The sequence below is a fragment of the Chryseobacterium sp. WX genome, from assembly GCF_029542485.1.
Taxonomy (GTDB): Bacteria; Bacteroidota; Bacteroidia; order Flavobacteriales; family Weeksellaceae; genus Chryseobacterium; species Chryseobacterium cucumeris.
Genome location: NZ_CP120710.1, coordinates 4074088 through 4097393 on the forward strand (window position 1 = coordinate 4074088; position 23306 = coordinate 4097393).

At 37.0% G+C, this 23306-nt stretch carries 26 protein-coding genes and 1 pseudogene; 15 read left to right on the plus strand and 12 right to left on the minus strand.

Going from position 1 to position 23306, the window contains the following annotated elements:
- Position 1: 1 nt before the first annotated feature.
- The 8 genes from PZ898_RS18445 to PZ898_RS18480 form a co-directional block, all read right to left on the minus strand.
- Positions 2–325 (minus strand): DUF4134 domain-containing protein, encoded by a 324-nt coding sequence (locus tag PZ898_RS18445; protein WP_024565589.1) that lies wholly within the window; start codon positions 323–325, stop codon positions 2–4.
- Positions 326–360: 35 nt separating this feature from the next.
- Positions 361–894: a hypothetical protein gene (locus PZ898_RS18450; RefSeq protein WP_139351753.1), complete on the minus strand. Its 534-nt coding sequence runs from the start codon at positions 892–894 to the stop codon at positions 361–363.
- A 62-nt stretch (positions 895–956) separates the two neighbouring features.
- Positions 957–1610 (minus strand): ParA family protein, encoded by a 654-nt coding sequence (locus PZ898_RS18455; protein ID WP_031504716.1) that lies wholly within the window; start codon positions 1608–1610, stop codon positions 957–959.
- 2 nt (positions 1611–1612) lie between these two features.
- Positions 1613–3082: a relaxase/mobilization nuclease domain-containing protein gene (locus PZ898_RS18460; protein ID WP_277693914.1), complete on the minus strand. Its 1470-nt coding sequence runs from the start codon at positions 3080–3082 to the stop codon at positions 1613–1615.
- Positions 3079–3429 carry a hypothetical protein gene (locus PZ898_RS18465; protein WP_024565585.1) on the minus strand — a complete coding sequence of 117 codons (351 nt, stop codon included), beginning with the start codon at positions 3427–3429 and terminating at the stop codon, positions 3079–3081. Before PZ898_RS18465 ends, PZ898_RS18460 begins: the two co-directional genes overlap by 4 nt.
- 23 nt (positions 3430–3452) lie before the next feature.
- A complete protein-coding gene (locus PZ898_RS18470; RefSeq protein ID WP_024565584.1) occupies positions 3453–4247 on the minus strand; it encodes a hypothetical protein in 795 nt (264 codons plus the stop codon).
- Between the two features lie 968 nt (positions 4248–5215).
- Positions 5216–5872: an HlyD family efflux transporter periplasmic adaptor subunit gene (locus PZ898_RS18475; protein WP_214649542.1), complete on the minus strand. Its 657-nt coding sequence runs from the start codon at positions 5870–5872 to the stop codon at positions 5216–5218.
- Between the two features lie 8 nt (positions 5873–5880).
- On the minus strand, positions 5881–6519 hold the full coding sequence (locus PZ898_RS18480; RefSeq protein WP_214649541.1) for a hypothetical protein: 639 nt from the start codon (positions 6517–6519) through the stop codon (positions 5881–5883).
- Positions 6520–7136: 617 nt separating this feature from the next.
- Between PZ898_RS18480 and PZ898_RS18485 the strand changes: the two genes are divergently transcribed.
- Entirely contained in the window at positions 7137–7607 is a 471-nt protein-coding gene (locus PZ898_RS18485; protein ID WP_024565583.1) for a GNAT family N-acetyltransferase, read from the plus strand.
- A 30-nt stretch (positions 7608–7637) separates the two neighbouring features.
- Here PZ898_RS18485 and PZ898_RS18490 read toward each other — a convergent pair whose 3' ends face one another.
- A complete protein-coding gene (locus PZ898_RS18490) occupies positions 7638–8708 on the minus strand; it encodes a tyrosine-type recombinase/integrase (RefSeq protein WP_024567409.1) in 1071 nt (356 codons plus the stop codon).
- A 240-nt stretch (positions 8709–8948) separates the two neighbouring features.
- On the opposite strand from PZ898_RS18490, the gene PZ898_RS18495 reads away from it, so the two are divergent.
- The 9 genes and pseudogenes from PZ898_RS18495 to PZ898_RS18535 form a co-directional block, all read left to right on the plus strand.
- The gene (locus tag PZ898_RS18495; RefSeq protein ID WP_277693915.1) at positions 8949–9353 is read left to right on the plus strand and encodes a hypothetical protein; all 405 of its coding nucleotides are present in this window, start codon (positions 8949–8951) and stop codon (positions 9351–9353) included.
- A 258-nt stretch (positions 9354–9611) separates the two neighbouring features.
- Positions 9612–10055 (plus strand): HNH endonuclease, encoded by a 444-nt coding sequence (locus tag PZ898_RS18500; RefSeq protein WP_277693916.1) that lies wholly within the window; start codon positions 9612–9614, stop codon positions 10053–10055.
- A gap of 213 nt (positions 10056–10268) precedes the next feature.
- Positions 10269–11099 (plus strand): carboxypeptidase-like regulatory domain-containing protein, encoded by an 831-nt coding sequence (locus tag PZ898_RS18505; RefSeq protein WP_277693917.1) that lies wholly within the window; start codon positions 10269–10271, stop codon positions 11097–11099.
- Positions 11100–11326: 227 nt separating this feature from the next.
- Positions 11327–12085: a subclass B1 metallo-beta-lactamase gene (gene bla, locus PZ898_RS18510; protein ID WP_277693918.1), complete on the plus strand. Its 759-nt coding sequence runs from the start codon at positions 11327–11329 to the stop codon at positions 12083–12085.
- Between the two features lie 315 nt (positions 12086–12400).
- Entirely contained in the window at positions 12401–12697 is a 297-nt protein-coding gene (locus tag PZ898_RS18515) for a hypothetical protein (RefSeq protein ID WP_277693919.1), read from the plus strand.
- A gap of 4 nt (positions 12698–12701) precedes the next feature.
- Positions 12702–13019, plus strand: a complete 318-nt coding sequence (locus tag PZ898_RS18520) for a DUF4288 domain-containing protein (RefSeq protein WP_032132346.1) — start codon at positions 12702–12704, stop codon at positions 13017–13019.
- Positions 13020–13270: 251 nt separating this feature from the next.
- A complete protein-coding gene (gene estT, locus PZ898_RS18525; RefSeq protein ID WP_046701559.1) occupies positions 13271–14191 on the plus strand; it encodes a macrolide hydrolase EstT in 921 nt (306 codons plus the stop codon).
- Positions 14184–15407 carry a chloramphenicol/florfenicol efflux MFS transporter FloR gene (gene floR / locus PZ898_RS18530; protein WP_165134138.1) on the plus strand — a complete coding sequence of 408 codons (1224 nt, stop codon included), beginning with the start codon at positions 14184–14186 and terminating at the stop codon, positions 15405–15407. The genes estT and floR overlap by 8 nt, the downstream gene beginning before the upstream one ends.
- A gap of 27 nt (positions 15408–15434) precedes the next feature.
- A pseudogene (locus tag PZ898_RS18535) lies at positions 15435–15533 on the plus strand (LysR family transcriptional regulator); the annotation flags it as partial.
- 234 nt (positions 15534–15767) lie between these two features.
- Here PZ898_RS18535 and erm(F) read toward each other — a convergent pair.
- Both erm(F) and ere(D) read right to left on the minus strand, forming a co-directional pair.
- On the minus strand, positions 15768–16568 hold the full coding sequence (gene erm(F), locus PZ898_RS18540) for a 23S rRNA (adenine(2058)-N(6))-methyltransferase Erm(F) (protein WP_182650836.1): 801 nt from the start codon (positions 16566–16568) through the stop codon (positions 15768–15770).
- Positions 16569–16827: 259 nt separating this feature from the next.
- Positions 16828–18054 carry an EreD family erythromycin esterase gene (ere(D), locus tag PZ898_RS18545; protein WP_009040233.1) on the minus strand — a complete coding sequence of 409 codons (1227 nt, stop codon included), beginning with the start codon at positions 18052–18054 and terminating at the stop codon, positions 16828–16830.
- A 357-nt stretch (positions 18055–18411) separates the two neighbouring features.
- On the opposite strand from ere(D), the gene PZ898_RS18550 reads away from it, so the two are divergent.
- From PZ898_RS18550 to PZ898_RS18570, 5 genes are all read left to right on the plus strand, one after another.
- Positions 18412–19578: a tetracycline-inactivating monooxygenase Tet(X2) gene (locus tag PZ898_RS18550; RefSeq protein WP_008651082.1), complete on the plus strand. Its 1167-nt coding sequence runs from the start codon at positions 18412–18414 to the stop codon at positions 19576–19578.
- Between the two features lie 184 nt (positions 19579–19762).
- Complete coding sequence (locus PZ898_RS18555) at positions 19763–20395, plus strand: hypothetical protein (protein ID WP_277693920.1); 633 nt, start codon at positions 19763–19765, stop codon at positions 20393–20395.
- A gap of 235 nt (positions 20396–20630) precedes the next feature.
- Complete coding sequence (locus tag PZ898_RS18560) at positions 20631–21488, plus strand: penicillin-binding transpeptidase domain-containing protein (protein ID WP_069148676.1); 858 nt, start codon at positions 20631–20633, stop codon at positions 21486–21488.
- Between the two features lie 175 nt (positions 21489–21663).
- Positions 21664–21939, plus strand: coding sequence for a hypothetical protein (locus PZ898_RS18565; RefSeq protein WP_139351754.1), 276 nt, complete (start codon positions 21664–21666; stop codon positions 21937–21939).
- On the plus strand, positions 21936–22439 hold the full coding sequence (locus tag PZ898_RS18570; protein WP_038694170.1) for a dihydrofolate reductase: 504 nt from the start codon (positions 21936–21938) through the stop codon (positions 22437–22439). Before PZ898_RS18565 ends, PZ898_RS18570 begins: the two co-directional genes overlap by 4 nt.
- 203 nt (positions 22440–22642) lie before the next feature.
- On the opposite strand, the gene catB is transcribed toward PZ898_RS18570, so the two are convergent.
- Positions 22643–23272, minus strand: coding sequence for a type B chloramphenicol O-acetyltransferase (gene catB / locus PZ898_RS18575; RefSeq protein ID WP_014043450.1), 630 nt, complete (start codon positions 23270–23272; stop codon positions 22643–22645).
- Between the last annotated feature and the right edge of the window lie 34 nt (positions 23273–23306).

Sequence of the window (23306 nt, forward strand, 5' to 3'; positions counted from 1 at the left end):
CTTAAGCAAAGAATGCGGTTACAAATTCCGGAACCACGATAAGGAAGATCATCGCCCCGCCATAGCCGAGGATTTCTTTGTTGACATCCTGGTCGCCGTTCGTCCACTTGTTGTACACCCTCAAGCCTCCGATAAATCCTACGAGTCCACCGACTGCCTTTAATATCAGCTTGATGGGATCCCAATAGTCCTTAATGTCGGAAGCGGCGTTGGAGATGGCGGTCGCTCCGCCCTGCGCAAGCATCGGGGTCATCGCCAGCATCACCAATGCAAGGGTTAGAACTTTCTTTTTTGACACGTTTTTTCTGATAAAATTTTTCATCATTTTTAAAATTTAGGTTAGTTATATGGGTATATTGGTTACATTGTCGAATGGTAAACCTTTTGTCCCTCAATATTGTCCACCAGTTTCACATTGGTTTCCGAGAGGCTCACAAATTCTTTCCATTGGTCTTTCTTGTTCTGTGCATCATTTTTTTTCTTGGAAACTATTGGTTCAATAATTTCTGGCTTTTTTATGGTTTCGGTTTCCTGTGGAGGAGTTTCATGGTGTTTGGTTTCGGGCTGTTTTGGACTCGTCTCATCCAAATCCTCTTCCGCCTCAAACCGTTTCCTCAATGCTTCCAGACTGGGATTGTCTTCAAAATTGTTCTGTCTCGGAATCGGAATGGGTTCGCTTTTTAGGAACGATTTCGGGGTTTTGAGATTTTCCACATCCTCAATGCCGATCAAGGTGGGTTCCTCATTCTCCGCCTGTGCAAAGTCGCCGAGTGAGTATTCTTCTGCAACATTGGTCAGAATGGTTTTCTCTTTTTTTAGGAAAAGGTCGTACACGATATTTCCGACATAGTACAGAAAGTAGGCTCCTAAAAGGATGAGTGAGTATTTTAACATGATGGTTGTATTTGAGGTTTGTGGTTTTTTGGATTCTTTTTTCTTGTCCCTTTTGTCTTCCCTTAAAGCGCAACTTTTTTGACCTCGCTGATCTTCTGTATAATTTCGTCGAACGGCTTCTTTACGGCGTATTTTTGCTCGTAGGTGAGTTTTCGGGTGTCGATGGTTTGGAGGCAGTTTCTTTTGAACACCGGATTTTCTAGCAGAGTTCCGTATTTTGCCAACTCTATATCCATTTCCTTTTGGTTGAGATATTTGTAGCCTTTGTCGTATTTGGAGCGGATGAAGATTCTTTCCGCCTCGCTTTCCAATAAACCAAGAAGATTTTTGAATACCAGCGTCGATTTTACGGAAACATCGGAATACTCGAAGGGAATGATGATAAAGTCGCTGTACACCAAGACATCGCTGTATCTCTGGTCAAGCGTTCCCGCCAAATCGAACAGGAACAGGTCTTTGCTTTCTTTCAGGTCGACAACCTGTTCCAAGTCCTCGAAAGGCGGTTCATCGTCATCTTCGCCGATAACTTCTACGTCATACAGTTTGGGCAGTTCCGAGTCCGCATCCTCCCTCCATTTGTTGAAAAAGGATTTTTGGTAGTCGAAATCATACACCTTGATCTTCCTTGTGGTAATTCCGGAAAGATAGTTGGCGAAAGCGATGGCGAGGGTGGTTTTCCCTGTTCCGCCTTTTTGCGTGGCAAATGTGATGATCATTCTTATGTTCTTTTTTTGTTTTTGCGTCTTTTTCTTAACTCTTCTTCGGCAGGGTCTTTTCCTGCTCCTCCCGATGGTTTGGTGAATTGGAAAATCAGGTCGTCTATGCTTCTGTCCAGTTGTTTGGAAAGATTTTCATCTCTATCTTCCGATGCCAATTCTTGGCTTGGATTGAGGAATTTTTGATAGGCTTTCTCGCCAATTAAATTTTCCAATGCTCCCACATAATGCAGTTTGGAGTGGACGGCATAATATTTTCCCTCTTCCGATTTTATGAGGTGGACATCGTTATTTTTCTGTGTTTCGACATAATCCTTTACATCGTTTTTTATGGCGCTGAAAACCTCCCTGTTCTTTATTTTCTTGGACTCGAAAAGCATAAATTCTTTTACTGCGTTTTCGGGATTCTGGCGTTTTAGATGCTCCATTAAAATTTGTTTTGAAAAACTGTCCGCCAGATTGTAGTCCTTTAGACTTTCAAATAGTTTCTTGTCTATTTTTTCATCGGTCAGCTCAAACAGTTCGTTCATCTTCATGATCTCGCTTCCCTTGAACACCTTTCCCGACTTATGGTCGATGATGCTGTATCCGAATGGCTTTTGTCCGTCCTTGTGGTGGAAAACCATATCCAGTCCGAAGATGTCCCGCAATTTTTTCTGGAGTTCGCTCTCGAACTCAATCTTGGGTTTCCAATGCCCGTTGTGTCTTTCCTCTGGTAGCATTGATTCCTGCAACCTTTTATCCTCTACCTTGAAGACTTTGTTGGAACAGAGGTCTTTATATCTGCTCAAAATGGCTTTCAGCTGTCTCTTTCGCCCGTTGTCCGAATTGGGAGTAAAACTGATTTGGTTACCGTAGATGGTTTTAAGTTTTACCCCGTTCTTCAGAATGGAAAAGTCATTTTCATCATTTGTGTCTTTAGTTAGTTTGAACCCGCTTCTTTCAAGCAGGAGTTCCAGTTGGCTGAGTGAAGCAATTTGATAGTTTAGCAGTTTTTCTAATTTTTCCTCGGAACTTACTCCGTATCGTTTTTCTAGTGTATCTGCCAATGCTTTTTGGGCTTTCAAGCGTTCGTAACTGTCGTTGATTTTCTTTCCGGTCTGCTTGTCAACCCTTGTGGAGACGATATGGACGTGGTTGTTCTCGGTGTCGCTGTGGTAAACAACTATGAACGGCTGTTTTCCGTAGCCCATTTCCTGCATGAAGTCTTTGGCGATTTCGGTGATTTCTTCCTTGCCATGATTCTGATATTTTGCAGAAATGACGGCGTGGAACTGTGGTTTCTTTACCTTCTCATTTTTTGAAATGGATTTGAAGTAGTCCCGAACCTGCTCCGGACTGCTTTCCCCATTGATGAAGGAGGGAAAGTTTTTCATCAGCATCAGTTCTCCTGTTCCTTTCTCCATCTTTTTGTCGTTGTACTGAACGCCGTGAAAATCCGAGCCTGAAGCAGGAATAATCTTGACAATCATTTTGCGAGCATTTCATAGATCTTTTCGAAGATTTGGTTTTGCTGCTTCTTCAATTTGGCGATTTCTGAAAGCTTTGCGGTGAAGTTTTTCAGTTCTGATTCCGAAATAAACTTTTGTCCGTTTGCAATTTTCGCTACCTGGTTGATGTTGGTCTCTATCTTGATGAAGACGTTGTCTTGTTTTTCAATGAACGCCAGTATCTGTCTTCTTTCGTTGTCTAAAATTCTGTTCTCAACTGATGCCGTCAGTAAGTCGGTCAATGTGAGGTTTCTGTCTTTGCATATTTTTTTCCAGTCCTGTTTTTTGGTTTTGGATATTCTGAATTTTATGTAGTCTTCTTTTTCCATTAAGGACTTTGTTGAATCATCAATTAGGGCAGATAAGGCTTGATCCAGTTGGAATATCCTTGAACTTCTCCGTAGGTGTAGTAGGATGTGGACATTGCGTTTAGGGAGGTTTGCGGAATCTGGATGCTGTAATTCTCCAGCAGGGCTGGAAAATATTGCGTGGAATTTTCCGTATGCAGTAAGACAATCTGGTTGGGAATGTATCCGATGTCGCTGTAGATGCTCGCAATGCTGATGAAGGCGTTTCCCGTAATCGGTGCGGAATCAGAAGACCTGTACATCTGAAACCATACATTTACAATTCCCTGTACTTTTCTGAACAAAACCGCTCCCTTTAGTCCTCCGAAATTTTTGGTTCCGATGGTGTAATATTTTGAGGAGGTAAGATAGGCGTGGCTATTTCCCGAATAGTTTACAGGGGCGGACCAAGTTGAAGTTGCTGTCAGTGCGGCGGTGCTGTTGGGATCGAAGGTGAGTACAATTCTGTATTCGACAGGCTGTTTCTCCTTTGCGAAATTCTGCCATACGTTGCCGTCAAAATAATACATTCCTGATTCTGAAATATTGATGACCTGCCCCGAAAGATTGGAAGCCGGAGCGGTGGCAAATACAACCGCACCTTTTTTTGCCTGTGTGTAAAACTTGTTCGCCAACTGGTCGCCCGTTATCCTTGGAGGAATAATCCCGTCATGATGTGAGGTGTCGTTTGGTTTTCCTACTACATCAAAAGTAGTTTCGGGTGTCTGTGTGTTTATTCCGACCTGCGCATTGAGGTTGATGGCAAAAAGTGTCAGGAGAACATAGAGGGTTGCTTTCATTTTTTTGATTAAAATTTCTGTTGCAAAATTGGGACATCAAATCCGTGAAAACAATAGTGTTCATGGGGCGTGGGCTAAATAAGAACAATTTAGACGAGTTTAGATTCTCCGAAGATTAAAAAAGAATAATTTAGACGAGTTTAGATGCTTGAACCAGATTTGGTGATTAAAAAAAACAAGTTCCGCCGTTTTTTCCCCTTTTGCAAAAAGGCAAGACCGTCTTTGTCCCAAAACTTGAAAAGTTTGTGGGTACAAAGACACATCTTGCAACAAAAGTTTACTGATTTTTTTAGAGGTCTGAAAAGGTTCCTCGAATGCTTATATTAGGGTTGTTTTGCGGTTTTTTATGATAAAGTTGCTTTGGAAGGAAAAAAACATGGAAAACGGGGAGAATTGAGGTGTAACTTTTCTACCCACGTTTGCGAGTAGGATGTGGCTGATTTACGCAGGTTGCATGATAACCTGTAGCTAAATTACCCAACTTATTGAAAAAGATAAGTTTATTTGGTGCAGGTTTTGAAGGAAGGTGTGTCTTTTTATCATTGAAATTTTTGTCAGAATGCTTATCATTTAGGAAAATGTAGGGTGGGTCTATTTTACCCAGGTTGATTTTGAACTTGTGTCTATTTTTCGCAGGTGGTTACTTTGGGAGTGCATATTTAACAAAAGAATCGGAAGGACTGAAAATTCTGTAGATGATTATTTCAGAGTTATTTTTTAGATTTTAGTTTAGATAATCTTGGAATTAAAAATAATGAAAAAGATTCTCTTGGAAATGGGCTTTTTTACGCGGCTTTGTGATTGGGATGTGCCCAATTTACGCAGGTTGAAAAATTGCCTGTGGTTAAATCAGGCAGGTTTTTGAAAAAGATGACTTTATTTGTTGAGAATTTGCACTAATAATGCACGGAAATCCCTCGTTTCTGTAAGAAATCTTAGCATTAACAATTATTTTTTTAAAAAAAACATCAAGCTTGATACCCCAACAATTTCCTAATTTGATAGAAAAACCTTTCAATTAGCCTTAAATCCTCGGTGACAATCTCGGCACTTCCTTTGAGCTCTCTGTCAAATGGCAACTTTTTCCCAAAAGAAGTCCGCAATCCTTTTGGAAGCAAAACGTCAACATAATAGTTCCCTTTATCATCTGGAGTAAGAGAAATGTTTTGGACCTTGCCTTCAACGATTCCATATTCTTGGTATCGGTAATTATCAAGCTTTACTAAAACCTTTTGATTTGGTTTAACTTTACCGGAATTCACTGATGGAATCAACATCCGACCAACAACTAATTCCTTATCATTGGGTAGAACAGACATCACAATATCACCGGGTTTTACAAATTGGTTCTCGCCCCAAAATTGTTGGAAACTAACTACTCCTTCAGTAGAAGAAATAATGAGATAATTTTGTTCCCATTGTCTCAGTGATTTTCTTAGCTGTTCAAATAATTGGAGCGTTTGGGAGCTGTATGTAATCTTATCTTTCTCAGTATTTATTGATGCACCGCTTTTGGTTTTATTTAGATTTGAAACCGCTTCCTGCATCTGTGACAATGTTATATTGATATTTTTCAAATTTTGTTCTGCCTGTAGAAATTTTGTTTTTTCATTTTCTAGTTCCATCGCGGCAATTACACCTTGATTGAACAATTCTTGGGAGCGCAAGTATTTTTTTTGGTAAGGTCAAATTTTGTAACTTCTAAGTTCCGCTGCTGTTGTAATGTAGCAATCCTTGCCCTGTATTCCCCAAGACTTTGGTTTGCTGCAATATTTTCAGGAGCATAGGGCTTAAGACGAGTAAAAAGTTTTTCATCCTGCAATGCTTTTGCAAAACTATTGTATTCTCCCTGTATTTCGCCAAGTTTGAAGGTTGATGCCTGTTGAGTAGGGAAGTAGAGAACTTGTGATGATGACATTGAATCAACTATATCTTTTAGAGCTAGAATATCCTTGTAATCAGCAGCTGACTGAAGCACCATCATGACTTGATTTTTATTTACAGACTGATGATCTTTCACTAAAATTTTTTCAATTTTAGAATTTGTTCTTGCTTCAAGTTTTTCAGGTGGATTTTTGGAAGTTACGACTATGGGGGCAGGTATAAACTCAGGATATTTAATTACATAACTCATCAAGAGAACCATCAGGAGAATGACGAAAATTACCGTGTTTCCCCATCGAATCATCCAATGTGGCGGCTGCGTGAGAATATCCTGCACGTTTTCTGAACGTAGTTCAAGATTGTCTAATATGTCTTTTTCCTTTTCCAATTTATTATTAAATTTTAAAATGTCCCAAATACGTCATAACAATATCCAAACTCTTTGTATTAACTGTGGAGCCATCATGAATACAATTATCTGTTGGAGCTATATAGTTGGTCCTTAAATCCTCCGTAGATTTTTTTTTTTAGCCATTTCATGAGTTTTTAAAAGGTTAATAAAAACAAAGTTACTAAAACGGCAAATGGGAAAAGCTACCGGAGGTTTAGTTCAACAGCTAAGTTCTTGTTGCGTGCGAATAACGAACAGTGATACCCTATTTAACGGAAGCTTCGGGAGTTTTTTTTCAGCATTATGGGTTTATCGGCGAAGGATTTTAGAGATTTACAGGGGATTTCTGAAAGAGTCTCTTTTTTGGGCGGTTTACCCGTTTTTAGTTAATTTTACAAAGTTACAGATTTAGGCGGTTGTTAAAGCTGCCGAAGCTTTAGTTCAGCGGATCTTTAAGTTATTAATTTCTTTAAAAAAATAGAAAAATCTATAATAAATCTGTTATTTCTCCAATTTATTTTTGGTTTTAAATTGGATCTATACTGTGGAAGAAGTGATGTAAGCAGGGAAGAACAGTCGATTTAAAAAAATCTATAAATGTAATTGTCCGGCAAATGAGTAAAAAAAACTTGGTTGATATCATAGAATTTTCAGAAGAGTTATCTGAACCAATTAAGACACTGAATTACGAGTGGCTTGAAAAATATTTTCGTATAGAAGAAGGTGATGTTGCATCACTTTCAGATCCCCAAAAGCATATCATAGACAAAGGCGGCCATATTTATTATGCTAAACTCAATGGTGAAATTGTTGGTACAGCCTCACTGTTAAAGAAAAGTGAAACGGTTTACGAATTAGGTAAATTGGCTGTCAGCGACAAAGCACAGGGACACGGTATTGGGACAATATTGATTGAACATTGCTTAAATATTGCCAAACAAAAACAAATAACGATACTTATTTTATACTCAAACACAACGTTGCAATCGGCTATTCATTTATTTAGAAAATATGGGTTTGAAGAAGTTGAACTTGAAAGTGGAGTTTACGAAAGAGCAAATATCAAAATGGAGAAACACTTTTAAACAGGAAAGAACAGCCGTTTTAGAAAAAAATTATAAAGAATCCAGCGGACTTTTTATCCTGGACTTTGAAAGGTCTGTCACATGCGTGTAGATTTGGGTGGTTTTAATGGAATTATGCCCAAGGAGCTCCTGAATAAAGCGGATATCGGTTCCTGTTTCCATTAAGTGAGTGGCAAAACTGTGGCGCAATCCGTGAATACCGACTTTCTTGCGAATGCCTGCCTTTTCCATCGCCTTCCTAAATACCGCCTGCGCAGACCGTACAGAATATGCCTCGCCTTCTTTACCCTCGAAAAGGTAAACCTTTGGGCGGTAGCTCAGGTAATATTCCCGCAATTCGGGCAGTAAGCTTTGGGGAAGTACGGCGATGCGGTCTTTTTTACCTTTCCCCTGTTCGATGCGCACCAGCATTTCCGCACTGTCGATATCGGAAAGTTTTAACGCTACCACTTCACTCACACGGAGCCCCATGCCGTAACACACTTTCAGAACAAGTGAATGTTTGAGATTTAGTGTGGCAGCTATTATTTTCTTGATTTCAGCTTTGCTGAGCATTTTGGGAAGCAGCAGCTTTTTCTTTGGGCGCGGAATGTCGAAAAACATTTTTTGGCGGTGGAGCACTTGCTCAAAATAAAACTTTACGGCATTCATGCGGCTGTGGATTTCGCTTTCCGAGAGTTTCAGTTTTTCGTGGCAGTAGAGGAAATAAGACCGCAAACGTTCGGGAGAAAGCTCCTGCACGGGATAACTTTTTAGGATGTAGAGCAACTGTGCAAATTCTATGCTGTAAGTGCGTAAGGTATTTTGACTGTACCGCTTCAGCAGGAGATGTTCCTGGAAACGCTGGAACTCCGGCAAATTGACAAGGTGAATTTTGGAGAGTACTGCCTTGCCGGTTATTTTCTCGGGCAGCCCAAAAAGTTTGCGGTAGTGCCTGTTATCGGTAACATACCATTTTTTTTGTGAGGCGGACCACCGTGCTTTTGTGTGTTCGCGCAGAAAGGAAATGAGCTGCCGGTCTTTTTCAAACTGCACCCAAATAACGTTGGAGCCGTTGTGAGTTCCGGAGGAAAACTGAAATCTTTTGTCTGAAAAATCCATACCACCACTGCGTATTTTTTATATATTAAAAAAAGCTAAAATCAGATGGCGTTGGATGTTATCCGCCGCCAATAATTTAAAATACGCAATCCAAATATAGCTATAAAATATTAATATACAAATACTTAATAAAGATTCAAAAAAAATTACGATTTTATGATGCTTGATTCATAAATATTCATATATTTGAGTGTTGTCCGCAAGTTTAACGGAACGTTATCAAAATAAGTTTTTCAGTGAATGAAAAAGAAAAAAAAGTTTAGAAGAATATTAGTTTTCCTTATTGTTTTATTAATTTCATTCTCTATCTATCTTTACTTCGGTCTTAAAATGCTTGATATAGAAGATAGATATGGTGATTTAGAAAATCTTTATTGGAACTCAAAAAATGATGACATTGCTTTGAAAAAAAAGAATTCTGAATGCGCCTTAATTCGGAAAGAAAAAAACAGAGTTTATGTTATAAAAAACCAGCGAAAATTAGATATTGATTATTGGTTAAATCCACAAAATGCAGATTATGATGTTGAAGTTTATCGACCTAAAAATAAAATTGCGCTTTACAAACTAACTTCAGAAGAACTGTATTCACTAACAAAAAATTCTGAAACTAAACTTATTGAAAAGATTGAAGTAAACTACTGAAGAATTAAAAAACCTGCGTACAACAGTGTATTTGCAAAAGGCTGGGTTGAATACATTCTGTGAGAATTAGTTTAGCAGTAGCCGCAAAATATTTTTCCACTTCCTTTATTTTTGTAATTTAGTCAGTGGAAAAATATTTTGCTCAAGGCGTTTTTCTTCCGAAATTTTTGTTCAAAGTAGCCCGCCCTTCGCAAATACTTTTTCCGTTATCTGCTATTTCACTAAAACAGCGTATCAATAAGACTTGAGAGAATTTTAATGGAAATTTGGAAAAAACATAAAGAATTTAATTACGAAATTTCCAACTTCGGGAATGTAAGACGAATTGGAAAAAAACATGTGGACAAAAACGGCGTTGAGAAACAAAAAGAAACAAAATTTTTGAAGCCTTCTTTGGTTGGTGGATTTACAGCGCAAGTTGCTTTCTCAAAAACTGAAAATAAAAATACAACCGTTAAATATTTCAGCCTGAATAAATTAGTTGCTGAAAATTTTCTTCCCGAACCGAGCGAAGACCAAATTTTATTGGAACACATTGACGGAAATCCTCTGAATAATCGTGCTGATAATTTGAAATGGATTACGAGAAGCGAATGGAACATTAAAAATGCTAAAATGATTGAAAAAAGGACAAAAAATGCGCTAAAAGTCCGCGCTAAAAACTCAAAAATTAAGAAAACTGCAAAAAGAAACAGCAGATAACAGTGTATTGGCAAAAGACGGGGTGAATATTGTCTTTGAGAATTCAGTTAACATTATCCGCAAAATGCTTTTCATATTTCTTTTTTTAGTAATTTAGAAATCTGAAAAAGCATTTTGCTCAGGTTCGGTCTTCCTTTGGAATTGTCTGCAAAGTAGCCCGTCCTTCGCCAATACTTTTTCCGTTAGCTGCCATTTTGTAAGACCACATATCCAATGAAAAAAATCACATTTGTTTTAACTTTTCTGCTTTCCATTTTTGGTTATTCTCAAATAATTTCTGGGGAAATATTTAACCAAGATAAAAAGCCAATTTCAGGTGCAAGAATTGGAATTGAGAATACTGATTTTGGGGATTTATCTGATGAAAATGGTAATTTCCAAATTGACTTAACAAATTTTGATAAAAATTCTAGCCTCAAAATTTATGTCAGCGAATTTCAACCTTATAATATCAAAATTTCTGACTTGCTAAATTCGGACAGAAAAATTGTTTTGACAGAAAAGGTTATAAACATTGAGCCAATAAATATAAATCCAAAGAAATATAAGTTTAAAAATTTTGGCACTTCAAATTCAAAAACTAATTATTGTGGATACGATTCAGAAAATAAAGACAGACTTTTTCGTGAGTATGCAATTAAGGTCGAGAATAAAAAACATTTGAAAATAAAAAGAATTAATGTGAATATAGTCGATGATTCATTCATAAATTCTGCTACTCTAATTTTTGACATTCAGGGCTCGAAAAATGGTTTTCCTGACGACCAAAAATCTTTGACAAATGAGACACTAAAATTAACTTTTTCGAAAAATGATATTAAAAATAAAATGATATCACTAGATGTTTCAGAACAAAATATTTGGACCAATGAAGACTTTTTTGTTTTAGTAAGAGTTGACGAAAATCTAAAAGGAAGACTCTATTTTGGTGGAAACATTTTTGCTTTTTCAAAAGACACTTATTATAGGAACTATTTTGGAAAATGGAATAAGTTTTCAACAGGCGAACCTTCAATAAATGTAGATGTCCAAATAGAAAAATAAAAACGGCAGCTAACAGTGTATTTGCAAAAAACGGGGTTGCAGTTTTCATTTGAGAATTTGGTTTTAATATCCGCAAAAATGCTTTTCATATTTCAATTTTCAGTAATTTAGAAATCTGAAAAAGCATTTTGCTCCTCGCGGTTTTCCTTATCACTTTTGGTTTGCAGTAGCCCCGTTCTTCGCAAATACTTTTTCGTTAGCAGAAATTCTATACAAACGTATAACCAATGAAAATTTTTATTAAAAACATATTTCTTTTTTTATTTTTTGCAGCTATCTTAAACTGCAACCCACAAAATGCGAATAATTTTAAAAACAAAATAGTTTATCAGACAGATCAATTAATAATTACTCAAATATCTGAAAATTCATTTGTGCACACTTCATTCTTACAAACAAATGACTTTGGGAATGTTCCGTGTAATGGTTTGATTGTTCGCAATAATAAAGAAGTAGTTATTTATGACACTCCAACTGATGATAACGGCTCTGAAGAATTAATAAAGTGGATATCCGAAAAACTTAATGCAAAAATCAACGCAATAATTCCAACACATTTTCACAAGGATTGTTTAGGAGGTTTACAAGCTTTTCATAATCATAAAATTCCGTCATACGCACATATAAAGACAATTGAACTAGCCAAGGAAAATAATTACACTGTTCCTGAAAAAGGATTTGAAAACGCATTGTATTTGAATGTAGGAAACGAGAAAACAATTACCAAATTTTTCGGTGAGGGTCATACGAAAGATGATGTTGTCGGCTATTTTCCCAGCGAAAATATTATGTTTGGTGGATGTTTGATAAAAGAACTTCAAGCAAATAAAGGTTATTTAGGAGATTCAAATGTCGAAGCATGGTCAAACACAGTTTTAAAAGTAAGAAATGAGTATCCAAATGTGAAAATTGTTGTTCCAGGACATGGTAAATTCGGAAATAAAAGACTACTTGATTATACAATTAAACTATTTAAAACCAATTAATAAAAGAACTTCTGCTAACATTGTATTTGCAAAAGGCGGGGTTGAATATATTCTGTGAGAATTAATTTAGCAGTATCCGCAAAATATTTTTCCACTTCCCTATTTTTTGTAATTTAGTCAGTGGAAAAAACATTTTGCTCAAGGCGGTTTTCCTTCCGACTTTTTGTTCAAAGTAGCCCGCCCTTCGCAAATACTTTTTCCGTTAGCAGAAATTTTATAAAAACTATCGTCTTAAAAGAGTAAAAAATAACTATAAAAGATTTTTATCAATGAATAAATTTTTATATTTTTATCCAAACTATAAAATTAAAAAAAATGAAAAAGACATTTAATTTAGTATTGCTATTTGTATGCTTTATTACTTTAAGTTCGTTTGAAAAGCAAAAACCATTTGATGGAAAACCAACTTTTGTATTTCAGAGTTCTTGCGACGCAAGTCAAAATCTTGACGAAACTTGTAGAAGTTTTATTGGAAGATGTAGAAAAGGTGGAATTAATTCAGAATTCCCAGGTCAATTCTATGATGTAAAAATTAGAGAAGTAAAAAATGGCACCTCTGCGGATCACAAAAAGGCTTGGAAATTATTAAATGACAACAGATTTAAAAAATAATATTATGAAAAAATATTTCGGAATAGTTCTTTTGAGAACCAAAAATGAAACGACGAATAACTGCAGTTTTGAGGAGACATATTTGTCTATAAAGTCACAAAATATAGATGAAGCAAGGACTGTTTTAGAAGAATATGGAAAATCTTGTGAAACTACCTACAAAAATCAGAATGAAGATGTAATTGTTGTAAATTTTGAAAAAATAATTGATGTTAACGAATTTTTGAGGGAAGAAACACAGGAAAAATATCAAGAATTATATTCAAGAAATTTTCAAGATATAGAGTCATATTCTAAGTTTGAAAAACTTTATAGCCAATAAAAAAACTTCTGCTAACATCGGTTTTGCAAAAGCGGGGGTGAAGTTCCCTTGCGGTGAAAGTTTTGTAAAATTTATCCGCAAAAAACCATTTCGTTTTTTTTATTTTTTGTAATTTTGAAAAAACGAAAATAGTTTTTGCTCAGTTCGGTTTTTAATAGAAAGTTTCGGCTTTCTTAGCCCCGCCTTCGCAAAGCCGTTTCCCGTTAGCGGGCATTGTGAAAGATACCAGCATAACAGTTAAACATTGATAAATGAAAAAAAAACTACTTTGGATATTAATTTTAGGACTGATAATAATCAGTTGCAAACAAAGGAAAACAGAAATGAAAGAGAAAATAATTAAAACAAACGGCATTGAACTCTGTACGGAAAGTTTTGGAAATAAGAAAAATCCAGCAATCCTTTTGGTAGCAGGTGCAACCGTATCAATGCTGTATTGGGACACTGAATTTTGCCAACAATTATCTGAAAAAGGATTTTTTGTTATTCGTTACGACAACAGAGATGTAGGAAAATCCACTAATTATGAACCAGGTTCTACTCCATACGATATTGTTGACTTAACTAATGACGCTATTTCAATATTGGATGGCTACAAGATTGACAAAGCACATTTTGTGGGGATTTCTTTGGGCGGACTAATTTCTCAAATAGCATCAATAAAGTTTGCCGACAGAGTTAACTCCTTAACTCTTATGTCATCAGGCCCTTGGGGAGACTCAGACCCAACTATACCTGAAATGGACACGAGTATTTTAGATTTCCATAGTAAAGCAGGTACAGTCAATTGGACAAATGAAGACAGTGTGGTAAACTATTTAATTCAGGGTGCAGAATTAATGAGTGGCAAGAAACAATTTGACAAACAAAGAAGTGAAAAACTGATAAGAGCTGAGTTCAATAGAGCCAACAATTATATAAGTATGTTCAATCACGCTGCATCGCAAGGTGGTGGTGGTGAAGAATATTGGAACAGATTAAACGAAATCAAACAACCCACCTTAATTATCCACGGAACAGACGACAAAATTTGGCATTATAAGAATGCAGGTTTTTTACTAGAAAAAATAAAAGGTTCAAATCTAATCACCCTTGAAGGTACAGGACACGAATTACACGTTGATGATTGGAAATCAATTATTGATGGAATAGAAAAACACATAAATGACTGATAAACAAAAACAACGCCCCGCGTGGGCCTATACGCTGCCGGCAGCACTGCTGCTGATGGCTCCTTTCGACATCCTCGCTTCACTGGCGATGGATATTTATCTCCCTGTCGTTCCAGCGATGCCCGGCATCCTGAACACGACGCCCGCTATGATCCAACTCACGTTGAGCCTCTATATGGTGATGCTCGGCGTGGGCCAGGTGATTTTTGGTCCGCTCTCAGACAGAATCGGGCGACGGCCAATTCTACTTGCGGGCGCAACGGCTTTCGTCATTGCGTCTCTGGGAGCAGCTTGGTCTTCAACTGCACCGGCCTTTGTCGCTTTCCGTCTACTTCAAGCAGTGGGCGCGTCGGCCATGCTGGTGGCGACGTTCGCGACGGTTCGCGACGTTTATGCCAACCGTCCTGAGGGTGTCGTCATCTACGGCCTTTTCAGTTCGATGCTGGCGTTCGTGCCTGCGCTCGGCCCTATCGCCGGAGTATTGATCGGCGAGTTCTTGGGATGGCAGGCGATATTCATTACTTTGGCTATACTGGCGATGCTCGCACTCCTAAATGCGGGTTTCAGGTGGCACGAAACCCGCCCTCTGGATCAAGTCAAGACGCGCCGATCTGTCTTGCCGATCTTCGCGAGTCCGGCTTTTTGGGTTTACACTGTCGGCTTTAGCGCCGGTATGGGCACCTACTTCGTCTTCTTCTCGACGGCTCCCCGTGTGCTCATAGGCCAAGCGGAATATTCCGAGATCGGATTCAGCTTTGCCTTCGCCACTGTCGCGCTTGTAATGATCGTGACAACCCGTTTCGCGAAGTCCTTTATCGCCAGATGGGGCATCGCAGGATGCGTGGCGCGTGGGATGGCGTTGCTTGTTTGCGGAGCGGTCCTGTTGGGGATCGGCGAACTTTACGGCTCGCCGTCATTCCTCACCTTCATCCTACCGATGTGGGTTGTCGCGGTCGGTATTGTCTTCACGGTGTCCGTTACCGCGAACGGCGCTTTGGCAGAGTTCGACGACATCGCGGGATCAGCGGTCGCGTTCTACTTCTGCGTTCAAAGCCTGATAGTCAGCATTGTCGGGACATTGGCGGTGGCACTTTTAAACGGTGACACAGCGTGGCCCGTGATCTGTTACGCCACGGCGATGGCGGTACTGGTTTCGTTGGGGCTGGTGCTCCTTCGGCTCCGTGGGGCTGCCACCGAGAAGTCGCCAGTCGTCTAACCGACGACTGGTAGCAGGCCCGCTCCGATGCGGCGCACTAACCATCGAAACCTCGTGAATGTCGGTATCCTGTCTGGCAGGATACCGCTCATTTCCCTTGTTCAGTTCAACATCGCATTGGCAAAATGGCGGGTTAAGTTCAAAATTCAACTTTTGTGCTTTTTATTCCGCCGAATGTGTCCCACATTCAGCTTTTTTTTAATAATTTAGCTTCTGTGGAAACACATCGGCTACGTCACTGCTAAATTGAACTTTCGGTTCAATTTATCCGCCACTTCGCCAATGCGTTTCCCGTTATGCGGCAGCTTAAAAGACGACACCAAACCAAAAAAATCATCTTGACAACCACCCGACTTTGAACTACGAAGGATGAAATTTTTCAGGGACAACTTCCAGCATTTCCAAAAAACAGTTTACCCATTGACTTGGAGACAAACAAACAATTTGAGCATTAAGGTTTAAACCGAATTTTTCCGAAATTGACCTGACCTGACTTTTCCTGAAAATCGACTTTAAAGCTGTTTTTACAGATAAATCAGGTTTCTCTAACAGACAGGAAATAAATGCTAAGTATTTGGCTTTAAACTTAAAATCAAAAAATAAGTGTTTTCTTTTAATGTTTAACAGGGCTGATTTGACAGTTGGCGGTGGCAAGAAACTTTCAGGACCTACCTCATAGACAAGTTTCAAATCAAAAAAAGTATGATAGAAAACGGTATATGGATTGTAAAGCTTCCTCGAAAATAACTTTTGTGTAGGTTCTAACTGAAGGATAATGGAACCTCCCAGAAAATTTCCAAGACTCTCAAACATCAGGATTTTGAAAATATCGGAAGTAATGCCATAAGGAATATTTGACACCACTTTGAAAGGAAATTTCGGAACTGCAAAATTCCTAAAATCACAACCGACAACTTGAACATTTCGGGCATCAGAAAATAATTTTCGTAAATGTTCAACCAAAGCTGTGTCGTTTTCAATAGCAACAACATTGTTGGCGATTTTTAATAAATGAACAGTAAAAAACCCCTTGCCTGCCCCAATATCTAAAACCGTATCCTGATTACTTATATTTGCTTGTCTTATTGCATCTTTTATTAGCACTTTATCAATAGTAAAGTGCTGACCCGTAAAACGAACGGGCAATTTCTTTTTTGTCATTACTGCAAATTTAGTAACTTTGCTTGACAAATTAACGAGAAAGAAGAGAAAATGAAAGCCGACCGCATAACATCACCTATACGCAAGCAGGGGGTTCGTGCTTCGTAAGACAGGAAAGTGGTAAATTTGAAGTTCAGTTCTTCGTAGGAAGTTCAGTGGTTAAAATCCCTGCCTGCGTATAGCTGAGAACCGTTATGTGAAAGAATAAAACGGCACCTCCAAAAAGAAAGTGCCGTTTCGAAATTAAATTTATAAATTCTCAATCCACTACTTCTGAAACAGTTGATTTTTCTATTAGAAAAATTCCGTCAAAAGCTTCTTCTATTTCAGTTTTTAGGCACATCGAATCAAATCGAATCTTATTACAATTTTTTAATTCCGTACTTCTGTTCATTAGTAAACAGCATTCTTTTCCTCCAAATTCTTGCATAATAAATTCAACAGAATCCGACTCTGGAAAATCAAGTGGAAATTTATCAACCCTAAAGCCAAATTGATAATCATTATCAGGATACAATGCCGCAGTTTCTCCACGTAGATTAGTTATTGCAAATGCTTTATATTTTTCTCCAAAAGTCATCGAAAGTCTTTGCCCCATTGGATAACAACTAATAAATCCATCAAAATCTACCGGAGTTTTTTGAATGTGAGCATTGTGGGCAACCAAAATAATCTTTTTACCAAGTGAATTTTTCAAAAACCAATCAATGCTTTCTGCCATATACTGGTCTTTTGCTCCCATATCTCCTTCAATTCCCCTTTCAGTAATGAAACTTTCCATAGCATCAGCATTATAATTCATATAAATCAAGCCTTTAACTTGATGAACTATCGATTGAAATTCTAAACTTTCTAATTTTGGTTGAAGAGTAATCAAACGAATGTAAACTTTTAATAGCAATGCTTTTAATTCATTATGTTCAGCTTCATCAAAAAGCGATAAATTTAACGCAAGCTGAGAAGTCGAATAGAAATCAAATTTCTCAGCAAGATTTAAAATCTTCTGTAAGACATCAGAAGAAACGATTGAAAGTCTTTGCAAATAATCAGATACAATACGAAAGTTTGGAAAATAAGAACCTCCATTTTTAGGAATATCCACACCTAAAAAGGTAATTTGATTATTATTGTCTTGATTATACCGACGAAGCCATAGCAAAGTATCTTTAAACTCATTTGGATAATAAAAGTGTGACAGTAACTTATCCAAATCGTCGAATGGAATTTGTGATTTTATCCACTTATCAACTTCTAATCCTTCAGAAAAACCAAACTCAAATGCCAAGGTGTCAAAATCACATTCAGTTACTAAAAACTCAATAACTTGATGCCTGAATGTAAAAAACTCTTTTATGAAATGTGCGTTTTCGCCTAAACCAACAATTGTAGAAGAATCAAAATATTCTCGAAATCGAAAAAGACTTTGTTTTATGGATGTATTATTTTCCGAATTAAACGGAAAAGTTAAGGGTTTTATATTTTTCATTATTACCTTATTTTAAATTAAAAATTAACGTACCAAATAGCAACCGTCTCAAAAAGACGATTTAATAATTTACTTTAATTTTTAATTACCAAGGCTTGCTGAAATACATAAAATGTGAATTATTTGAATACAAAGATACTAAAAATTCCTTCACATAACATCGCATTGGCAAAATGGCAGGTTAAGTGCTAAATTGAAAGTTTCTGCATTTTATTCCGCCGAATGTGTTCCACATTCGCTTTTTATTTGTAAGTTAGCTCTGTGGAAACACATCGGCTACGTTCTCGCTAAATTGAACTTTTTGTCCAATTTATCCGCCACTTCGCCAATGCGTTTCCCGTTATGTGCCATTTTTGAATGACAATGCGAATAGATACAGACAAACAAATGAATTTACTTAGTGATAAGAACGTTGCAATAATTGGTGGTGGACCCGTTGGACTGACTATGGCAAAATTATTACAGCAAAACGGCATAGACGTTTCAGTTTACGAAAGAGACAACGACCGAGAGGCAAGAATTTTTGGTGGAACCCTTGACCTACACAAAGGTTCAGGTCAGGAAGCAATGAAAAAAGCGGGATTGTTACAAACTTATTATGACTTAGCCTTACCAATGGGTGTAAATATTGCTGATGAAAAAGGCAATATTTTATCCACAAAAAATGTAAAGCCCGAAAATCGATTTGACAATCCTGAAATAAACAGAAATGACTTAAGGGCTATCTTGTTGAATAGTTTAGAAAACGACACGGTTATTTGGGATAGAAAACTTGTTATGCTTGAACCTGGTAAGAAGAAGTGGACACTAACTTTTGAGAATAAACCGAGTGAAACAGCAGATTTGGTTATTCTTGCCAATGGCGGGATGTCCAAGGTAAGAAAATTTGTTACCGACACGGAAGTTGAAGAAACAGGTACTTTCAATATACAAGCCGATATTCATCAACCAGAGATAAACTGTCCTGGATTTTTTCAGCTATGCAATGGAAACCGGCTAATGGCATCTCACCAAGGTAATTTATTATTTGCTAACCCCAATAATAATGGTGCATTGCATTTTGGAATAAGTTTTAAAACACCTGATGAATGGAAAAACCAAACGCAGGTAGATTTTCAAAACAGAAATAGTGTCGTTGATTTTCTTCTGAAAGAATTTTCCGATTGGGACGAACGCTACAAAGAATTGATTCATACGACGTTGTCATTTGTAGGATTGGCTACACGGATATTTCCTTTAGAAAAGCCTTGGAAAAGCAAGCGCCCATTACCCATAACAATGATTGGGGATGCCGCACATTTGATGCCGCCTTTTGCAGGGCAGGGAGTAAATAGTGGGTTGGTGGATGCCTTGATATTGTCTGATAATCTAGCCGATGGAAAATTTAATAGCATTGAAGAGGCTGTTAAAAATTATGAACAGCAAATGTTTATCTATGGCAAAGAAGCACAAGAAGAATCAACTCAAAACGAAATTGAAATGTTTAAACCCGACTTTACGTTTCAGCAATTGTTAAATGTATAAAATGGAATAAAACGGCACATAACAAACAAATTGGCAATAGAGCCGGTGAAGTACTTCTATTGAACTTTTGTGCAATGTTGAAGATTAGTAATTCTATTCAACATTTGTGCTAAAAGTCGGCTCCATCGCCAATTTGCCAAACGTTAGCTGCAATATTTCCAAAAATCCGCATAAAAATTAATTGATGAAAAACATAGACAATTTTGGACTTTCGTTAACCAATAAAGACTCTACAAAAAGAATTAAATTAAATGAAATTGATATAGAAGAAATTGTTGATTCTGGGATTTTGGATGCAATTCCTTATTTAGGTGATGCAATTTCAAGCTACAAAGGAGTAATGAATTTAAGAGACAAAATTTTCACAAAAAAATTCATTCGTTTTCTACAATCTTTCGAAAATCAAACAATCAGCGAGAAAGAATATAACGATTTTGTAAATCGAATTACAAATGATAAAAAATACAGAATTAAAGTAACAGAAACATTAATCGAATATATTGACAATTTCAAAAGTAATGATAAAATTGAAGTTTATAGTAATTTATTGACAGCATATATCGAAAATAAATTTTCTTGGGAACATTTTATTAAACTTTCGGAATGTTTAGAAAAAGTAGATTTAAATTATTTAACAATTATTCCCAAAATTGACACGACAGAAGATAAAGAAGTACAAGAATATAATGAAGATGAAACGACTGGTGAATCAAATTTGGAATCTTCAGGATTAGCAATTAGAATGAGTGTTTGGTCGTCAGATATTTATCCAACTAAATATGGGAAAGATTTATTTCAATATGGTTTGAAAAAATAATACTGCAGCTAACATCGTATTGCTAAAATGCGGGATTGAAGGCTCTTGCGTCGAAAATTTTGTAAAATTTAGTCGCAAAAAATGTTTCCGCCTCCATTTTTTTATTAATTTAGTCAGCGGAAAATATTTTTTGCTTAGTGCAGTTTTTAGTAGAAATTTCAGGTGTAAAAAGCCCGCACTTCAGCAATACGTTTCCCGTTACCTGCAAGCATAAAACAAAACCGTCAAACAAAAAATGAAATCAAGAAATCTAATCTTTTTTATTGCAATACTATCTTTTATTAACGGATGTTCGTCAAGTAAAGAAGCAGACAAAAAATCAAATAATTTACATCTAAACGATATGACTGTACGGAACGACTTCAAAGGCTACTTTGACAGTTGTGGAGTTGATGGCTCAATAGCTATTTATGACGTAGAAGGTCAAAAATGGATTGTATCAGACACGGTTGGAATAGAGATTGAAACGCTTCCAGCTTCTACATTCAAGATTATAAATTTATTGATTGCCCTTGAAACTAATACAATCAAAGATGAAAACGAAATAGTTAAATGGGTCGGAAGTACAGATACAATTAAATATGGGTACAGACCTGAGATTTATCACGATATGCCAGTTAAAGAAGCTTTTGAATCATCAGCAGGTTGGGTTTTTGTTGAACTTGCAAAGAAAATTGGAAAGGATACTTACAAAAAATACCTAACTGAGAGCAAGTATGGGAACAATAATTTGTCTCAAACAGAAGCCGATTTTTGGAATTTTGGAAACTTTGGAATTTCACCTAAAAATCAGGTTGAATTTCTAAAATCTTTATATGAAGAAAAACTTCCCTTTTCTAAGCGTAATACTGACATCGTGAAAAATGTAATGATTACAGAGCAAACAGACGACTATACTATAAGAGCTAAGACAGGTTGGACAAGAGAAAACAATACCAATACAGGATGGTGGACAGGGTATGTTGAAGCCAAAAAGGGGACTTATATTTTTGCAACAAGAATTCTTCAAAATAGAAAAATGAATAGGTCAGATTTCGGTAATTGCAGAAAAGAAATCACCAAAAAAGTATTTAAAGACTTGAATATAATTTAAAAGAATGCCAGCAGGTAACAGCACCTACCCAAAAGTGGCGGTTCAGTGGTTAAATCAAGCTTTCTGCATCTATCAAAGTTTGTGCTTGGTTGACAGTGAACCGCTTCGAAATCGCCACCTTCGGGTAGCTGCAAAACGTTACCTGCAAGCATAAAACAAAACCGTCAAACAAAAAATGAAATCAAGAAATCTAATCTTTTTTATTGCAATACTATCTTTTATTAACGGATGTTCGTCAAGTAAAGAAGGGATACTTCGCAATCCAATTAATTTCTCAAAAAAATTCACCCCAACGATCCACAAGGTGGTGGCTCCGGATGGAACCTATCATTGGGTAATTGGTTATTTTCTCACGGAAGAAGAGGCCAGGGGAACACAGGTTCACGATGCAGTAATTCCAAATCCCCGCATGGTGTTCATTTCACCTACAATTTACAAAGTACTTCCATGAAAGTAGCATTGATTGTTGCTGTTGATCAGCAATTCGGTATTGGAAAGAACAATGATTTGATGTGGCATTTGCCTGCAGATATGAAATTTTTCAAAGAAACAACCACGGGACATATTGTGGTTACAGGTAGAAAAAACTACGATTCCATTCCGGAACGTTTTCGGCCGTTGCCCAACCGCGAGAATGCGGTCTTAACACGCAATACCGAATATCATGCTCCTGGAGCAGTTGTTTTTTCTTCCTTGGAATCCTGTTTGGATCATTATAAAAATGAAGTGGAACGAACCGTTTTCATAATTGGAGGCGGACAAATTTACCGAGAAGCTTTAGCGCTTGATTGTGTTCAAGAGATGTTTATTACCCATGTGCAGGGCGAATTTGGTGCAGATACCTTCTTCCCGAAATTCGAAGCTGTCGCTTGGAATGTTGAAACGGTAGCAACCCAAGCAGTGGATGAGAAAAATGCCTATGCGTTTGAAGTGAAAAGGTATTGGAGGTAACGTGATTACTTGATGAGAAATAAGAAATCATTGTCTACCTACTTTCGTTATATTTGATCAAATAAAGAAACAAACCTGCACAAAAACATCAAGTATTATGCTGTTTTGTACAGAAAAGCCGTATCAATAAATAAGTTATGTGTAATTTTAGCCGCAAACGCAGTTAAAACAAAAAGGCTCCGAATTTCGGAACCTTCTTTTTATCATTTCATTTTTCTAAAAAACTTGTACAACAAATCGATTTTATTTGAACAAAGAATTGGCATTGCTTCAAAAAGGGTTTCTTCATCCCATTCCCACCATTTCATTTCCTGCAATTTTTGGATGTCATCATCACTAAATCTCTTTTTTATCAATTTGGCTGGATTTCCCCCTACAATTGAATAAGGTTCAACATCTTTTGTAACCAAAGCACGACTGCCAATAACAGCTCCATCTCCTATCTGAACTCCTGGCATTATCATAGCTTCACTACCAATCCAAACATCATTCCCAACAACTGTATCTCCTGCTTTTTGAAATCCATCTTGGCTTTTACTGAAAACATCAAATTCAGACATATAAAAAAATGGAAAACTGGAAATCCAATCATATTTATGACCTTGATTACCTGCCATTATGAAACTTGCACCGCTCCCTATTGAACAATAAGAACCGATAATTAGTTTATCGACATCATTCCTGTCCGGAAACAGATAACGAGCACAATCGTCAAATGAATGACCGTGATAATAACCAGAATAATAAGAATATTTACCCGAAATTATATTGGGATTAGTTATGTGGTCTTTGATTATTTTTCCTTTAAAAGGACTTTCGAAGAAATTTTTCATTATTTAACATATTTAATTTACAATAAGAGACAAT

Excerpts from the sequence above, each read along its gene's own strand:
- PZ898_RS18445 (WP_024565589.1), bottom strand. The coding sequence starts at position 325 with ATGATGAAAAATTTTATCAGAAAAAACGTGTCAAAAAAGAAAGTTCTA.
- PZ898_RS18450 (WP_139351753.1), bottom strand. The coding sequence starts at position 894 with ATGTTAAAATACTCACTCATCCTTTTAGGAGCCTACTTTCTGTACTAT.
- PZ898_RS18455 (WP_031504716.1), bottom strand. The coding sequence starts at position 1,610 with ATGATCATCACATTTGCCACGCAAAAAGGCGGAACAGGGAAAACCACC.
- PZ898_RS18460 (WP_277693914.1), bottom strand. The coding sequence starts at position 3,082 with ATGATTGTCAAGATTATTCCTGCTTCAGGCTCGGATTTTCACGGCGTT.
- PZ898_RS18465 (WP_024565585.1), bottom strand. The coding sequence starts at position 3,429 with ATGGAAAAAGAAGACTACATAAAATTCAGAATATCCAAAACCAAAAAA.
- PZ898_RS18470 (WP_024565584.1), bottom strand. The coding sequence starts at position 4,247 with ATGAAAGCAACCCTCTATGTTCTCCTGACACTTTTTGCCATCAACCTC.
- PZ898_RS18475 (WP_214649542.1), bottom strand. The coding sequence starts at position 5,872 with ATGGAACTAGAAAATGAAAAAACAAAATTTCTACAGGCAGAACAAAAT.
- PZ898_RS18485 (WP_024565583.1), top strand. The coding sequence starts at position 7,137 with ATGAGTAAAAAAAACTTGGTTGATATCATAGAATTTTCAGAAGAGTTA.
- PZ898_RS18490 (WP_024567409.1), bottom strand. The coding sequence starts at position 8,708 with ATGGATTTTTCAGACAAAAGATTTCAGTTTTCCTCCGGAACTCACAAC.
- PZ898_RS18495 (WP_277693915.1), top strand. The coding sequence starts at position 8,949 with ATGAAAAAGAAAAAAAAGTTTAGAAGAATATTAGTTTTCCTTATTGTT.
- PZ898_RS18500 (WP_277693916.1), top strand. The coding sequence starts at position 9,612 with ATGGAAATTTGGAAAAAACATAAAGAATTTAATTACGAAATTTCCAAC.
- PZ898_RS18505 (WP_277693917.1), top strand. The coding sequence starts at position 10,269 with ATGAAAAAAATCACATTTGTTTTAACTTTTCTGCTTTCCATTTTTGGT.
- bla (WP_277693918.1), top strand. The coding sequence starts at position 11,327 with ATGAAAATTTTTATTAAAAACATATTTCTTTTTTTATTTTTTGCAGCT.
- PZ898_RS18515 (WP_277693919.1), top strand. The coding sequence starts at position 12,401 with ATGAAAAAGACATTTAATTTAGTATTGCTATTTGTATGCTTTATTACT.
- PZ898_RS18520 (WP_032132346.1), top strand. The coding sequence starts at position 12,702 with ATGAAAAAATATTTCGGAATAGTTCTTTTGAGAACCAAAAATGAAACG.
- estT (WP_046701559.1), top strand. The coding sequence starts at position 13,271 with ATGAAAAAAAAACTACTTTGGATATTAATTTTAGGACTGATAATAATC.
- floR (WP_165134138.1), top strand. The coding sequence starts at position 14,184 with ATGACTGATAAACAAAAACAACGCCCCGCGTGGGCCTATACGCTGCCG.
- PZ898_RS18550 (WP_008651082.1), top strand. The coding sequence starts at position 18,412 with ATGACAATGCGAATAGATACAGACAAACAAATGAATTTACTTAGTGAT.
- PZ898_RS18555 (WP_277693920.1), top strand. The coding sequence starts at position 19,763 with ATGAAAAACATAGACAATTTTGGACTTTCGTTAACCAATAAAGACTCT.
- PZ898_RS18560 (WP_069148676.1), top strand. The coding sequence starts at position 20,631 with ATGAAATCAAGAAATCTAATCTTTTTTATTGCAATACTATCTTTTATT.
- PZ898_RS18565 (WP_139351754.1), top strand. The coding sequence starts at position 21,664 with ATGAAATCAAGAAATCTAATCTTTTTTATTGCAATACTATCTTTTATT.
- PZ898_RS18570 (WP_038694170.1), top strand. The coding sequence starts at position 21,936 with ATGAAAGTAGCATTGATTGTTGCTGTTGATCAGCAATTCGGTATTGGA.
- catB (WP_014043450.1), bottom strand. The coding sequence starts at position 23,272 with ATGAAAAATTTCTTCGAAAGTCCTTTTAAAGGAAAAATAATCAAAGAC.